Source organism: Actinoplanes sp. NPDC049681 (assembly GCF_044465265.1).
GTDB lineage: Bacteria > Actinomycetota > Actinomycetes > Mycobacteriales > Micromonosporaceae > Actinoplanes.
This window is the reverse complement of the sequence record NZ_JBITLP010000001.1, coordinates 350097-363435: the sequence shown is the minus strand read 5'-3', so window position 1 is coordinate 363435 and position 13339 is coordinate 350097. Positions and strand designations below refer to the sequence as shown.

The window sequence follows — 13339 nt, the reverse complement described above, 5'->3', positions numbered from 1 at the left end:
CTCCGGTCAGCTGAGATCCGGCCCGCTCAGCGTCGCCTTGGGATCGTCGACCAGCGCCCGGACGTTCCACACCCAGGCCCCGCCGGTCCAGGTCGGCTGGAAGCCCAGCAGGTCGGTCATCGCCCGGAGCATCTCGATGTCGCGCTCCTGCGGCGTGAGCACCACCACCCCGGCCTTCCAGTAGCGAAGGTCGGCCAGCGTCATCTCACGCCGGGTGTCGGTGATCTCCGGCGTGGGGTTCCCCTGCTTGATGGAGCTCATCAGCCCGCTGGTCGGCCGCCACGGCGGCGAGAACAGCGCCGCGCGGTCGTTGGGGTCGAGCGGGTTCTGGGCCGGCAGCAACGCGTACGCGCTCGCGATCCGCATGTCCTGCCCGGTGTAGGCGCTCCACCGCATGGGGTCGGGATACTGGCTGTCCGGCAGGGGCAGCGCGACCACGGTGTGGTTGTCGTCGACGTACTGCCGCCAGGCACCCGACGTGACGAAGTCCGGCACCGGGTCCATGGGGGCGGTCCGCAGCGGCGTCGGGGCGAGCGGCACCAGAGCCATCGCCACCGCCGTGATCATCGCGACCCGGACCGGGCCGCGGGCGGACGGCTGCGCCTTCATCAGGTCGGACGCCTTCTGGCAGCCCAGCGCCAGCACGATGCCGATGACCGGCGCGATCGCCATGGCCCACCGGGTCGGCACGGCCGAGTTCAGCACCGGAACGCTGTGCAGCAGCGCCCAGAGGCCGTTGACGCCGGTGTCGACGCCGTTGAGGTGGATCCGCGGGCCGAGCGACAGGGCACCGAAGAGCAGCGCCAGGGCGGCCAGCGTGACCACCGCGGCGCTGCGGCGCATCCACGCCACCAGGCCGAAGAAGAGGATGATCAGGCCCCAGCCGAAGAACGCGTTCTCCTCGGAGGCGTTCTGCGCCAGCCGGGCGGCGGTCACGCTGTTGCCGGCGATGGAGCGCTGTGCGTACGCCGTGAAGGCACCCAGGTCGGTGCCGAAGTACCGCACGAACTCGGACAGGCCGCGGTAGCTCTGCGGCCCGAAGAACTGCACCGAGAGCGGGTACGCGAGCACGGCCAGCGTCACCGCGGCGGTCACACCCAGCGCCCGGAGGAAGGCCATCACCTCGGTGCGACCGGCGCGCTTGCGCCGGGCGATCGCCATGACCGTGCAGAAGACACCCAGCCCGACCGCGGCCATGAAGAGGATCTCGAGGTTGATGAACGCCTGCCAGATCAGCAGGCCGGCGAGGATCAGCCCGTTGCGGACCGCCCGGCCCGGCGTACGCAGCTCGAGGGTGCGCCAAATGATCAAAGGCACCAGGAACTGCGAGACGATGTTCGGGTGGCCGCCGGCGTGCGCGATCATGCTCGGCGCGAAGGTGATGAAGAGCGCACCCACCCAGGCCGCCAGCCGCGAGGTGACGAACTGACGCGAGAGCACGAGATACCACGAGATGCCGGTGATCGACAACGCGAGAGTGAGAAACGCGTTGAACGCCACATGCGGCCCGAAGAGGACAGTGACCGGCGTCATCGGCAGTGAAACGGCCAGCACACTGGTGTTGGCCATCATGTTCACCCCATCGGGGTAATTCATGCGATCCGAGAAGAACGGATAAGCGCCATCCGTGAGCACGCGTGCACCGTGCGCCAGCATCCACTCAAAGAATGCCTGATCCTGAGGATCGTCGCGCAACTCATGATCAAGATTGAGCCACAACGGCGCCGTCAGGAAGAGCGCTACCCCGACGAAGGTGGCGATCGCCAGGGCGTCTCGCCAGGTGAGAGAGCGCCACCAGCGACGCCGCGGCGCCGCCTCCGGTGCCGTCTCGCCCGCCGTGCGATCTGCGGGTATGACCGAGATCGGCGCGGCTGCAACCTCGCTTTCGAGGGTCAGCAGCTCCGCGTCCAGGTCTTCGGCGGCGGCCTCGGGGTCCGGTGGCAGAACGTTCCCGCCGGGCGACTGGCCGGTCGAGTCAATACCCGTAATCGTCATAGCATCGGCGAGCCTAACGGAGCTTGGTAACAGTGTCGTGACGGGCGGCCGAGGCGTGATCGACCCGATATGTACGCGCGTTTTACCGCCGCCTCACGCCAGTGGTGCATGATGGGTAACGATCCCGGGTACCCCCGGGGCAATGTCTCAATCAGGCAAAAATGGAGCGGTCACCCCCCGCTCAACTTTCGGTTGCGCGCACCGGATGCTTAACTCTTCCGGTCCCGCTGTCAGCTCGGATCGGCAAGACGAGGGAACCTTACTTATGGCAGACATCACTGGAGACCAGCGGATCCAGTCCGAAGTGCTCGAAGGCCTCGCCATGGCCGTGAACCACCGACGTTGGTTCGTCGAGCTCGCTCTCCCCTACCTGGGGGAGAACCCGATCGAGATCGGCAGCGGTCTCGGCGACTACGCCTTGGAGTGGGCGGAGCACGTCCCGCACTTCACCGCCACCGAGGCGGACCCGGACCGGCTGGTGCAGCTCAAGGAGCGCCTGGCCGACCACTCGAACATCGACGTGCGGCAGATGCTCCTGCCGGCGCCCGACGCCGCGGGTGAGTACAGCGCCGCGGTGTCCTACAACGTGCTCGAGCACATCGAGGACCACGTCGGCGCGCTGCGCAGCATGGCCGAGCTGGTCCGCCCCGGCGGCCGGATCATCCTGATCGTCCCGGCGTTCATGTTCGCCATGAGCCAGGTCGACATCGCGACGGGCCACATCCGCCGCTACACCAAGAAGACGATGCGCGCCGCCATGACCGAGGCCGGCCTCACCATCGAGAAGCTGCACTACGCGAACGCGCTGGGCCTCATCGGCTACTACACCGCGACGAGCATCTTCAAGCTGGCCCCCAAGGAGGGCCCGATGGTGAAGATCTACGACAGCCTCGTGCTGCCGGTCACCAAGGCCGCGGAGAAGGTCGTGAAGCCGCCGTTCGGCCAGTCGGTCTTCGTCGTCGCCAAGGTTCCCGGCTGACCCACGAACACCAGAAAGCCCGCCCGGTCACGGACCCGGCGGGCTTTTCTGCGTACGGCGGGTGGTCAGCCCTTGACCTGGTAGGTGGGGCGGATGGTGGCCCGCGCCAGGGTGTGGAACGCCAGGTTGAAGCCGACGTACGCGGGAGTCGCGTCCTCGCCGACCTCCAGGCGGTCCACGTCGAGGGCGTGCACCGCGAAGACGTACCGGTGCGGGCGGTCACCCGGCGGCGGTGCGGCGCCGCCGTAGCCGGCCTCGCCGTAGTCGGTGCGGATGGTGAAGGCACCGTCCGGCAGCGGGTCGACCCCGCGCGGCAGCTCGGTGACCGAGGCCGGCAGGTTCACCACCACCCAGTGCCAGAAGCCGCTGCCGGTGGGTGCGTCCGGGTCGAAGCAGGTCACCACGAAGCCGCGGGTCTCGGCCGGGAAGCCGGACCAGGCGAGCTGCGGGGAGAGGTTCTTGCCACCCACGCTGGGATGCACGTAAAGCTCGTCGAGCGGCTGCCCGTCGGCCACGTCCGTGCTGGTCACCGTGAAGGACGGAACCGGCGGCAGGATGTCGTACGGATCCGGTGCCTCTGCGCGTTCCAAATTCATGCTGTTGTCCTTCCAGCTGTGCGGACTCCGCGGTCCAGACTGCCCCCTGTGAGCTAAAAGTAACCGGGTGAGATGTCGCACAGCTTTCGGACGCGATAACCCCGGCGCCCGGTTCGGCGAGAAACGCACAGCTGGTGCGCGCCGGAGGGCTTGACCCGGGCGATAGTGGTGTCAGACATCCGACCGGGTTCGAGCGGCAGAGATCCCCGTGCCCGGTGGTGACGGTCGCTCAGCGCAGCCGCGGCCAGCAAGTCGGCACCTGTCCCGCGGGACAGGTGCCGACTGCCGTTGTGGGGAGCTACAGACCGAACAGCGGCAGGCAGGGTTCCAGGCCCGTGATCTCCACCTCGGTCGTCCGCGCCGCGGTCCAGGCGGCCCGGTCCAGCACCAGCCGGCGCCCGAGGACCCGCTCTCCGCGTACGACGTGCCACTCGGTGCCGTTGTCGGTGTAGCCGAGCTTGCGGGAGACGGCGTACGAGGCGGCGTTGTCCTCGAACGCCTCCGAGGTGGCGAACTCGGCGCCGAGGCCGGTGAACGCCAGCTCCAGCACCGCCGCGCGCATATCGGTGCCGTACCCCCTGCCCTGGTACGCCAGCCCGAGCCAGGAGCCCGTACCGACGATCCGGGCCGTGGCGAAGTCCCGGGCGCCGATGTCCTGCGTACCGATCACTTCGCCCGCGGCGACCACCACCAGCTGCAGCGTCCAGTCGCCGGGCGACCACCGACCCCACTGGGCCCACTGCCACTTGATCGTGTTGCGGGCCCGCTCCTCGGGCGTCGCGTCGGTCCAGGGCGCCACGAACGGCATCACCGCCGGGTCGTGCACACCGGCGGCCGCGACGTCGCCGAGCCGGGCGAGGTCCTCGAGGTCGGGCAGGCGCAGTTCGAGCCGCGGCGTACGCAGCCGCAGCCCGAACAACGGCCAATGGTCGGCGATCATGCCGGAATATTAGAACCGCTCGATGTGCAGCCCCGCGTACAGGCGCCGGTACACCACCCCGGTCCGCCGGTTCCCCGCGTCGATCATCATGCCGCGGCCCATGTAGATGCCCACGTGGCCGGCGCCCACCACGAGGTCGCCGGGGCGCGCCGCGGCCCGCGAGACGGTACGTGCCCGCGCCGCCTGTCCACCGGACGAGTGCGGCAGCCGCAGACCGGCGTGCGCGTACGCCCGCTTGGTGAAGCCGGAGCAGTCGAAGGCGCGCGGACCCTCGCCGCCGGACGCATAGCGCTTGCCGACCTGGGCCCGGGCGTAGGCGATCACCGACGCCATGCGCGCGGGCGTGCCGCGTGTGATGCGAGGCCGGACGGCGACGGCCCGGCGGACGACGCGCTTGCGCACGGCCGGACGGGCGTGCGCACGGCTCGCGGTCGCGGCGGCACGACGCTCGGCGGCTACGGCACGGCGCCTGGCGGCTGCCGCACGGACTTCGGCGGCCACGGCGCGGCGCTCCACGACGACCTGCCGCTCCACGGCGGCCATGCGTTCGGCGAGGGACAGTGCCTCCTCGGCCTGGCGGACGAGCTCGTCGTCCCGCCGTACCGTCAAAGCTTGTCCCCGGGTGGCGGACCGGGAGGCCGCACGCTGGCGGGCACGGTCCTGCAGGGCCGGCATCGCCGCCTGGGCGGCAGCAGCAGCCGGAAGTCGGAGAAGAGGCAGGTCAGAGGGGGTTACGGGTTCGAGGACCGGTGCACTCACAGCCAGCGCCAGGGCGCCGGCGGCCAGCACGCGGCCGGTGGACGGACGGGACAGCAGAGCCTCCGAACTAGGCCCGGGGCACTCACGCGCATCCCGTCCGGCGTGACGCAACTGCCGCCGCACCGGCTGTCATCCGTTGAGCGGCGACAATGGGAACCCGGACGTTATTGGTTAATTCCGTCGACCATGCCAACACACATTCGTGGCGCTGTTCGGCGGAACAGAAAAAATTAATCCCGGGCCGGTGTCGATTCCTGGGGCCCACGTTCGTGTAGGTGTGACGAGTAAGTCGAGAGGAGCCAGAGATGAAGACGTACCTGCTCAGCGTGTATCAGCCGGACGGGCCGGCGCCTGCGCCCGAGGTCCTGGAGCCGATCATGCGGGGCCTGGCCGAGCTCAACCAGGAATTGCACGACACCGGAGCCTTCGTCTTCACGGCGGGGCTCTGCCCGCCCGACACCGCCACGGTGATCCGCGCGAAGGAGGGCGATGTGCTGCTGACCGACGGCCCGTTCACCGAGGGCAAGGAACACCTCGGCGGATTCACCGTCATCCAGGCGCCCGACCTCGATGCCGCCCTGCGCTGGGGCGAGCGGATGGCCGCGATCACCACGCTCCCGATCGAGGTACGGCCGTTCGCGAGCTGAGCGAGGTCTACCGCGCGGAATACGGCCGCGCGGTCGCCGTCCTGACCCGCCTCCTCGGCGACCTCGACCTCGCCGAGGAGGCGGTCCAGGACGCGTTCGCCGTGGCGGCGGCCCGGTGGCCACAGGAAGGCCTGCCGCCGAGCCCGGCCGGCTGGATCATCACGACGGCCCGCCGCCGGGCGGTCGACCATCTGCGGCGGGAGGCCGCCCGCGGGGCCAAGGAGACGGAGGCGCTTCGTCTGCTCCCGCCGGCGGCCGGCCGGGAGGAAGACGACCTCTTGCGACTCATCTTCACCTGTTGTCACCCTGCCCTGCGGCAGGAGGCGCAGGTCGCGCTCACCCTGCGGCTCCTGGGCGGGCTCACCACACCGGAGATCGCGCGGGCGTTCCTGGTGCCCGAGGCCACCATGGCTCAGCGCATCGTCCGGGCCAAGGCCAAGATCCGGGACGCGGGCATCCCGTACCGGGTGCCCGGGGACGCCGAGCTGCCGGACCGTTTGCCGCCGGTCCTGGCCGTCCTCTATCTGATCTTCAATGCCGGGTACGCGGCCGGCAGCGGCCCCGACCTCGTCCGCGACGACCTGTGCACCGAGGCCGTCCGGCTGACCCGGATGCTCGCCGGGCTGATGCCGGACGAACCGGAGGTGGCGGGCCTGCTCGCGTTGCAGCTGCTCATCAGCGCGCGCCGCCCCGCGCGCACCACTGTGGACGGCGAGCTCGTGCGCCTCGCCGACCAGGACCGGTCGCTGTGGGACAGTGCGCTCGTGGCCGAGGGGCAGGAGATCGTGCGGGCGTGCGTACGGCGGGGCCGGCCGGGGCCGTACCAGCTCCAGGCCGCGATCAACGCCGTGCACAGCGCCGCCCCGACCGCCTCGGCCACCGACTGGCCGGCGATCCTGCAGCTGTACGACCAGCTCCTGGAGTTCGCCCCGACGCCGGTGGTGGCGCTGAACCGCGCGGTGGCGGTGGCCGAGGTCGCGGGTCCCGAGCCGGCGTTGACCATCCTTGAAGGTCTGGCACTGGACCACTACTACGTCTTCCATGCGGTTCGCGCGGAGCTGCTGGCCCGATCGGGGCGCACCGACGAGGCGATGGATGCCTACGATCGGGCTTCCCAGCTCACCCAGAACGAGGCGGAGCGGTCCTATCTACGCCGGCACGGCCGTCCGTAATACTCGGCGTCATGCCGACCTCACCGATCGATGACATCCGTGCCCTCTCTCCGGCGATCCGCACGATGGCACCCCTCACCGAACAGGACCGCGGCGTGCCGCCCGCCCTGATCGAGCAGCTCGCCGAGCTCGGTGTCTTCCGGCTGGCGGCGCCTCGGGATTGCGGCGGCCTGGAGACCGAACCGGCCACGCTGGTCGAGATCTTCGAGGAGCTCGGACGGGCCGACGGCTCGACCGGATGGTGCGCGATGATCGGCGCGGCCACGTCGATGGCGCTCGGCCACCTGCCGCGGAACACCGCCACGGACCTGCTGCGGGATCCCCGGTTCCTGATCGCCGGCGTGGCCGCCCCGCTGGGACGGGCGACACCGGTCGACGGCGGATACCGGGTGAGCGGGCGGTGGTCCTTCGCGAGTGCGTGCCACCACGCGACCTGGCTGGTCGGCGGGGTCGTCACGCCCGCGGGCGCACGGCTGGCCGTGCTGGACGCGGCCGAGGTGTCCATCCACGACACCTGGGACGTGGCCGGGCTGCGGGGCACCGGCAGCCACGACTTCTCCGCCGACGACGTGTTCGTTCCCGCCGAGCGGACGTTCTCCCTGGCCGAGCCGCCTCAGCAGACCGGGCCGCTGTACGCCTTCCCGGCCCTGTCGCTGCTTGCGCTCGGCATCGGCGCGGTCGCCCTGGGCATCGCACGGGCGGCGATCGAGGACTTCAGCGAGCACGCCCGGGCCAAGCGCAGCCCGCTCACCGGGGAGCCGGTCGCCGCCAAGCCGGGCGTACGGGTCGCCGTCGCGGAGGCCACGGCGCTGCACGGTTCGGGTCTCGCGTACCTGTTGAGCTCGGTGCGGACGGCCCGCACGGACACAGCGGGCCGGGCGGCGCTACGACTCGCGATCTGCACCGCTACCCGCAACGCCGCACGGGCGGTGGACCTCGTCTACAACGCCGCCGGCGGCACCGCGGTGTACGACTCCAGCCCCCTGCAGCGGCATTTCCGCGACGTCCACGTGGCGACCCAACACGCCATGGTGTCCGGCGACGTGACCGAGACGGTCGGCGCGGTGCTGCTGGGCCTTGGCGACACCGTGCCGACCGCTCGGCTCTGATCAGGGGGTCAGGGTCGCGTACAGATGAAAACGGGTGACGCTGCGCGGATGCACGCCGGGCATGGTCCGGACCTTGTCCCACAGCGGGCCTCGCGAGACGCTGCCGTCGTTGGCGGCCATGGCCCGGCGGTGCGCCTCGGCGGTCTCCCACTCGGCGTAGTTGAGAACCTGGGTGCCGTCGGTGCTGATGTGGAAGAACCCGCCGATGCCGCCTTCGGGTAGCGCTCGGTCGGAGGCCAGGGCATCGAACACCGCGTCGATCCAGGTCCGCGCGATCTCCGGGCCGTCGGTGTCGACGCGGACGGTCACGATCGCGCCCGGGGTGCGGTCCACGGTCTGCCGTTCGCCGCGGTAGAGCCGGTACGCGCCGCCGCCCGGCAGGTCCATGGTCGGGTGCTCGATCGTCCACTGTGAGTAGTGCAGGATTCGATCACCGTCGGCGTCGACGAAGAGCGAAAGGGAAAGGAGCCCGTCCGGCCACGGCTTCGCCCGCCACGCGGCCGCGACCGCTTCCGCGCCGGCTTCCTTGTCGCCGGCTTCCCACTCGCCGGCAATCACCGTCACGGCGTCCTTACTAGCCGGGTCTGGCATTCGCATGGGTCAGCTCCCGTACGGGCGGACGGCGCGAGCGTCCCGCAGCGTGTGCCCCCACCAGGAGAGCCGGTCCAGCATCCGTTGCGCGGCGACGACGCTCTCCGGGTCCAGGGGCCGGCCCGTGGCGTCGAAGCACTGGCGGCCGCCGTGGAAGCTGACGGTGTCGCGCACGGTCACGGCATGCAGCTCGGCGAAGACGGGACGCAGGTGTTCCACGGCGCGGAGTCCGCCCGAGAGCCCGCCGTACGCGACGAAGGCGACCGGTTTGGCCTGCCACTCGGCGTAGTGGTCGTCGATCATGGCCTTGAGCGGCGCGGGATAGCTGTGGTTGTACTCCGGCGTGACGACGACGAACGCATCGGCCTCCCCCAGCTGCTTGGTGACGGTGTCGGCGGCGTCGGCGAGATCGACGATCTCGGCGGCGAGGTCGGATCGCCCGCCGATCTCGGCGGCTGTCCAGGCGGCCACGGTGGGGCCGAACCGGCCTTGCCGGGTGCTGCCGACGATGACTGCGGTGCGAAGCGGCATGGTGTCCATGGCAAGCGACGCTAAAACCCCAACTAATGTTGAGGTCAAGGCGACGAGGGGACGACGCGATGGAGCTCACGGTGGGGCAGCTGGCCGCCCGCAGCGGCGTGACGGTGTCGGCGTTGCACTTCTTCGAGCGCCAAGGCCTGATCACCAGTACGCGCACCGCCGGCAACCAGCGCCGCTATCGCCGGGACGCGCTGCGGCGGGTGGCTTTCATCCGGATCGCCCAGCGGGTCGGCATCCCGCTGAAGGACGTCGCCGCCGTGCTCGCGGTGCTGCCCGACAACCGCACGCCGACCCGCGAGGACTGGGCCCGGGTGTCGCAGTGCTGGCAGGAGGAGCTCGACCGCCGCATGCGCCACCTCGAGCAGCTGCGCAGCGACTTCACCGGCTGCGTGGGCTGCGGCTGCATGTCGATCGACCGCTGCCCGCTGATCAATCCCAACGACGAATTGGGCCGACTGGGCGCGGGTCCCCGCCGCTTGATCGGTGACTGACGCCGTTCGGACGAACCGGACTTAGTGGACTTTCGCCCGCACGTGGCCTCGGCTCCCCGCGCGTGTCAAGATTCGAGCGTTAAGTCCGAAAAGCCCCGAAAGGCGCCCGTCTTATGCGTCGCACGTCCTCGCTTCTTCTGGCCCTTCTCACCGCAACGGTCACCCTCGTCGCCGGCGCGGGAACGGCCGCCCACGCGGCCCAGGCAGCCGTCAAGATGACCTTCAACGCCGCCCCGGAGCCGGTGATCAAGGGCGCGCCGGTAACCCTGAGCGGCCGGGTCTGGATCGGGGCCACCGGCAACCGCTCCCGGGTGAGCTTCTACTTCCGCAAGAGCGGCACCACGGCGTTCGCCTACAAGGGCTTCGCGACCGCCACGGACTCCGGCGCCTTCACCCGCCGCTTCACCGCCGAGACGACCGGGACGTGGAAGGCGGTCTTCGCCGGCACCGCGGCCCGCCGGAACGCCGCCCGCCTCGACGCGGTCCAGGTGATCCAGCGCCGCTCCAAGGAGATCGCCACGTGGACGGGCGACTCGACGGCCTGGACGAGCCCGACCCTCAAGGTGCCGACCGTCGACTTCAAGGCGATCGCGTCCTGGGACTGCGCCGAGCCGGACTTCTCCTTCTTCTACCTGACCTGGGAAGGCAAGACGAACGGCTACGAATACGTCGGCGCCGACAAGCAGTCGGGCTCGCTGACGCTCAACGGGCACGAGGGTGGACGGCTCGGCTTCTTCACCGTCAGCACGGCATCGAACTGCACGTGGTCCCTCCGGATCTTCTCCGGCATCACCACCGTGCAGGTCTGAGCACCCTCACGGCAGCAGCACGATCTTGCCCAGGTGATCGCTGGACTCCATCAGCCGGTGGGCCTCGGCCGCGTCACGCATCGGCACGGTGCGGTCGATGATCGGACGAATCGCACCGGCGTCGACCAGCGGCCACACCTGATCCTGTACCCCACGCACGATGCGGGCCTTGTCCTTCACCGGACGGGCCCGCAACGTCGTCGCGGCGACCGAACCCCGCTTGGCCATCAGGGCACCGAAGTCCAGCTCGCCCTTGCGCCCGCCCTGCATGCCGATGGTGACGATGTGGCCGTCGGTCGCGAGAGCCGCGATGTTCCGCGACAGATACTTCGCGCCGATGATGTCGAGAATCACGTCGGCGCCGTGGCCCTCGGTGAAATCCAAGGTCGCCTCGACGAAATCATCGGCGGTGTAGTCCACGGCCAGGTCGGCACCGAGCGCCAGCAACTGCTCGTGCTTACGCTCCCGGGCGGTCACGATGACGGTGGCGCCGAGGGCCTTGCCCAGCTGGATCGCGAACGTGCCGATGCCCCCGCCGCCACCGTGGACCAGCAGCGTCCGGCCCTGCCGCAGCCGGGCGATGTCCACCACGTTCGACCAGACGGTGCAGGCGACCTCGGGCAGCGCGGCCGCCTCCTGCAGCGACAGGCCTTGCGGAACCGGCAGCAACTGGCCGGCCGGCACGGCGACCCGCTCGGCGTAGCCGCCACCGGCCAGCAGGGCGCAGACCCGCTCGCCGACGTGGCGCCCGGTCACCTCCGAGCCCAGCGCCGTGATCACCCCGGCGCACTCCAGGCCCGGATACGGCGGAGCACCGGGCGGCGGTGGATAGTGGCCCTGCCGCTGCATCACGTCGGCGCGGTTCACCGCGGCGGCGGTGACCTCGACGACGACCTCTCCGGGTCCCGGCTCCGGATCGGGGACCTCGGCCCAGACCAGCGCCTCGGGCCCGCCCGGCTTCTCGATCACGATGGCGTGCATGGGATCAAGCTTGCCCGAAGGATGTGACACTTTCTGAACGGGCTCGGTCGACCGCTGGTGGGCCGCGCTGTTGTTGCTCAGATCCGGGCCCTCACCGGATCCGACGCTCACCCTCGCGCCACCGCCGAGCCTGTCAATTCTGCGGGGCAACGGGTCGTAACAGTCCCTCGCCGCCGTCCCCGGCGATGACGGCCTCGCGCGGCAACTGGCGTCAAGCACGACGGGCGGTCATCGCTCCCGCGACCATCACGGGCCCCGGGAGAGACCGGAAGACATCGACGAACTGACATCAACTCAATCCAACGCTCCCTGGGCTCACTGCCACCGGGTCATACGTCTTAGCAGCTCACAGGTATTTTATTAAGCTTGATATAAGACGTAGCGATACACGACCGCTTCGCATAACAAGAACCGGGTCAAGAGCAGCCGTTCGGGCAGTCTTCCTTAAAGATTCCTTGTCAGGTTGAAGAACGCATCCATACTCGTCGACACTGCACGGGTCCCGCGGGACAAGGGGCCTGGTCGGCGCGGGGGCGCGCCGCCAGGCCCCGCGTCGCTCCCCGGTCGCACGTGAGGACAGCATCGCCATGGGACGCTCCATCGCCGGCCCTTCGGCACTCATAGCCGGCCGATGCCTTGACTTCGCCGGCGTTACGCCGCACCCGGCCTCCACGACCGTCGCCCCACCCCTCGACAAGGCCAACGGGCCGCAGACCGCTCCGACCCGTACCGAACAAGCCGCGGAGCACACGCACGTACGAGCCGGCCGCAGCCGCGACAGCCCCTCCTTGCAGGTCGGCACTCCCTGCACAATCGGCGTCACTGAGCGTTGTGACCGCGGATGGCAGGTGGCCACGAATGGCCGCACGCATCTCGAGGAAGCATGGAATCAGCTGGCGGGGATTTCGGATTCGGCACATTCGTGATGTCACAGAACGCATACGGATCCTTACCCGCGAAGATGCGTCTCGATCACACCTCGGCTTGACAAACGATGAACGACCCCCTTTAATAGTGGGCCCGCAAGATCAACCAAGGAATGAGCGAGTTGACTTTGAGAAAGAATTTGGTCGCCAGCGTCGCGTTGACACTTCTCGCTGGCGCAGTCGCCGTGGTGAGCGCTCCATCCGCCGCCGTCGCAGCCACCAACGACTACACTCGCCTTCAAAACCTCAAATCGCTTTACTACATGGTCAGAAAATCGAACGACTATGTCGTCCAGGACGAGGTTTACAACCCGAATGGGTATTGGCAACGTATTCAGCTCAGTAACGGTCATTACCAGTACATGAACCTGCAGACGAAGGGCGGCCTCGGCATCGACGGCGCCTCGACGAAAGCGGGAGCCGCGGCCTACGTGGGCGACTATTCCTCCAGCGCCGCCAATCAGCAATGGACCTTCCCGAGGACCACAGCCACCAGCAACGCCGGCTGGGCGATGATCAAGAACGTGAAGAGCGGCCTGTGCCTCGGCGTCTCGAGCGCGAGCACCACGGCTGGTGCCGCGGTCGCGCAGTACGCCTGCGACCCGTCCGCAAAGAACCAGGCTTGGCGACAGTACTCGCCGCTCTGACGGTGACCTCGACTGGTTTCGAGTAGCTGTTCGTACTCGAAATCGTTAACCTGCCCCGCCGCGGCGACGACACGTCGCCGCGGCGGAGGTCCCGGTGGAGCGCCACAGGCCTCCAGCGACCGACGAGGACGGCGAAGCGGCGTGGCGTCACAGTCGA

Annotated in this window: 14 protein-coding genes; 7 read left to right on the top strand and 7 right to left on the bottom strand. The window is 69.5% G+C overall.

Annotated elements, in window-relative coordinates; translation table 11 throughout:
• Positions 1-6: 6 nt before the first annotated feature.
• Positions 7-1995, bottom strand: coding sequence for a hypothetical protein (locus ACIBO8_RS01685; protein WP_396113158.1), 1989 nt, complete (start codon positions 1993-1995; stop codon positions 7-9).
• A 265-nt stretch (positions 1996-2260) separates the two neighbouring features.
• On the opposite strand from ACIBO8_RS01685, the gene ACIBO8_RS01680 reads away from it, so the two are divergent.
• Positions 2261-2974, top strand: a complete 714-nt coding sequence (locus ACIBO8_RS01680) for a class I SAM-dependent methyltransferase (protein WP_396113157.1) — start codon at positions 2261-2263, stop codon at positions 2972-2974.
• Between the two features lie 65 nt (positions 2975-3039).
• On the opposite strand, the gene ACIBO8_RS01675 is transcribed toward ACIBO8_RS01680, so the two are convergent.
• From ACIBO8_RS01675 to ACIBO8_RS01665, 3 genes are all read right to left on the bottom strand, one after another.
• Positions 3040-3570, bottom strand: a complete 531-nt coding sequence (locus tag ACIBO8_RS01675; protein WP_396113156.1) for a YbhB/YbcL family Raf kinase inhibitor-like protein — start codon at positions 3568-3570, stop codon at positions 3040-3042.
• Positions 3571-3868: 298 nt separating this feature from the next.
• Positions 3869-4510 (bottom strand): GNAT family N-acetyltransferase, encoded by a 642-nt coding sequence (locus ACIBO8_RS01670; RefSeq protein ID WP_396113155.1) that lies wholly within the window; start codon positions 4508-4510, stop codon positions 3869-3871.
• A 9-nt stretch (positions 4511-4519) separates the two neighbouring features.
• The gene (locus tag ACIBO8_RS01665; protein ID WP_396113154.1) at positions 4520-5119 is read right to left on the bottom strand and encodes a C40 family peptidase; all 600 of its coding nucleotides are present in this window, start codon (positions 5117-5119) and stop codon (positions 4520-4522) included.
• Between the two features lie 455 nt (positions 5120-5574).
• Here ACIBO8_RS01665 and ACIBO8_RS01660 point away from each other — a divergent pair, with 455 nt between their 5' ends.
• Genes ACIBO8_RS01660 through ACIBO8_RS01650 form a run of 3 tightly spaced genes read left to right on the top strand, consistent with a single transcriptional unit; the run spans position 5575 to position 8197 of the window.
• Positions 5575-5916 (top strand): YciI family protein, encoded by a 342-nt coding sequence (locus tag ACIBO8_RS01660; RefSeq protein WP_396113858.1) that lies wholly within the window; start codon positions 5575-5577, stop codon positions 5914-5916.
• Positions 5913-7088, top strand: coding sequence for an RNA polymerase sigma factor (locus ACIBO8_RS01655; protein WP_396113857.1), 1176 nt, complete (start codon positions 5913-5915; stop codon positions 7086-7088). The genes ACIBO8_RS01660 and ACIBO8_RS01655 overlap by 4 nt, the downstream gene beginning before the upstream one ends.
• Before the next feature lie 11 nt (positions 7089-7099).
• Positions 7100-8197 carry an acyl-CoA dehydrogenase family protein gene (locus ACIBO8_RS01650; RefSeq protein WP_396113153.1) on the top strand — a complete coding sequence of 366 codons (1098 nt, stop codon included), beginning with the start codon at positions 7100-7102 and terminating at the stop codon, positions 8195-8197.
• On the opposite strand, the gene ACIBO8_RS01645 is transcribed toward ACIBO8_RS01650, so the two are convergent.
• Both ACIBO8_RS01645 and ACIBO8_RS01640 read right to left on the bottom strand, forming a co-directional pair.
• Positions 8198-8761, bottom strand: a complete 564-nt coding sequence (locus tag ACIBO8_RS01645; RefSeq protein ID WP_396113152.1) for a hypothetical protein — start codon at positions 8759-8761, stop codon at positions 8198-8200. It lies immediately after the preceding gene.
• A 36-nt stretch (positions 8762-8797) separates the two neighbouring features.
• The gene (locus tag ACIBO8_RS01640) at positions 8798-9328 is read right to left on the bottom strand and encodes an NADPH-dependent FMN reductase (RefSeq protein ID WP_396113151.1); all 531 of its coding nucleotides are present in this window, start codon (positions 9326-9328) and stop codon (positions 8798-8800) included.
• 59 nt (positions 9329-9387) lie between these two features.
• Here ACIBO8_RS01640 and soxR point away from each other — a divergent pair, with 59 nt between their 5' ends.
• Together soxR and ACIBO8_RS01630 are read left to right on the top strand one after the other, a co-directional pair.
• Positions 9388-9819, top strand: a complete 432-nt coding sequence (gene soxR, locus ACIBO8_RS01635; RefSeq protein ID WP_396113150.1) for a redox-sensitive transcriptional activator SoxR — start codon at positions 9388-9390, stop codon at positions 9817-9819.
• A gap of 113 nt (positions 9820-9932) precedes the next feature.
• The gene (locus ACIBO8_RS01630; protein ID WP_396113149.1) at positions 9933-10628 is read left to right on the top strand and encodes a hypothetical protein; all 696 of its coding nucleotides are present in this window, start codon (positions 9933-9935) and stop codon (positions 10626-10628) included.
• 6 nt (positions 10629-10634) lie between these two features.
• Here ACIBO8_RS01630 and ACIBO8_RS01625 read toward each other — a convergent pair whose 3' ends face one another.
• Entirely contained in the window at positions 10635-11609 is a 975-nt protein-coding gene (locus ACIBO8_RS01625; protein ID WP_396113148.1) for an NAD(P)H-quinone oxidoreductase, read from the bottom strand.
• Positions 11610-12648: 1039 nt separating this feature from the next.
• On the opposite strand from ACIBO8_RS01625, the gene ACIBO8_RS01620 reads away from it, so the two are divergent.
• On the top strand, positions 12649-13182 hold the full coding sequence (locus ACIBO8_RS01620) for an RICIN domain-containing protein (RefSeq protein ID WP_396113147.1): 534 nt from the start codon (positions 12649-12651) through the stop codon (positions 13180-13182).
• Positions 13183-13339 lie beyond the last annotated feature (157 nt).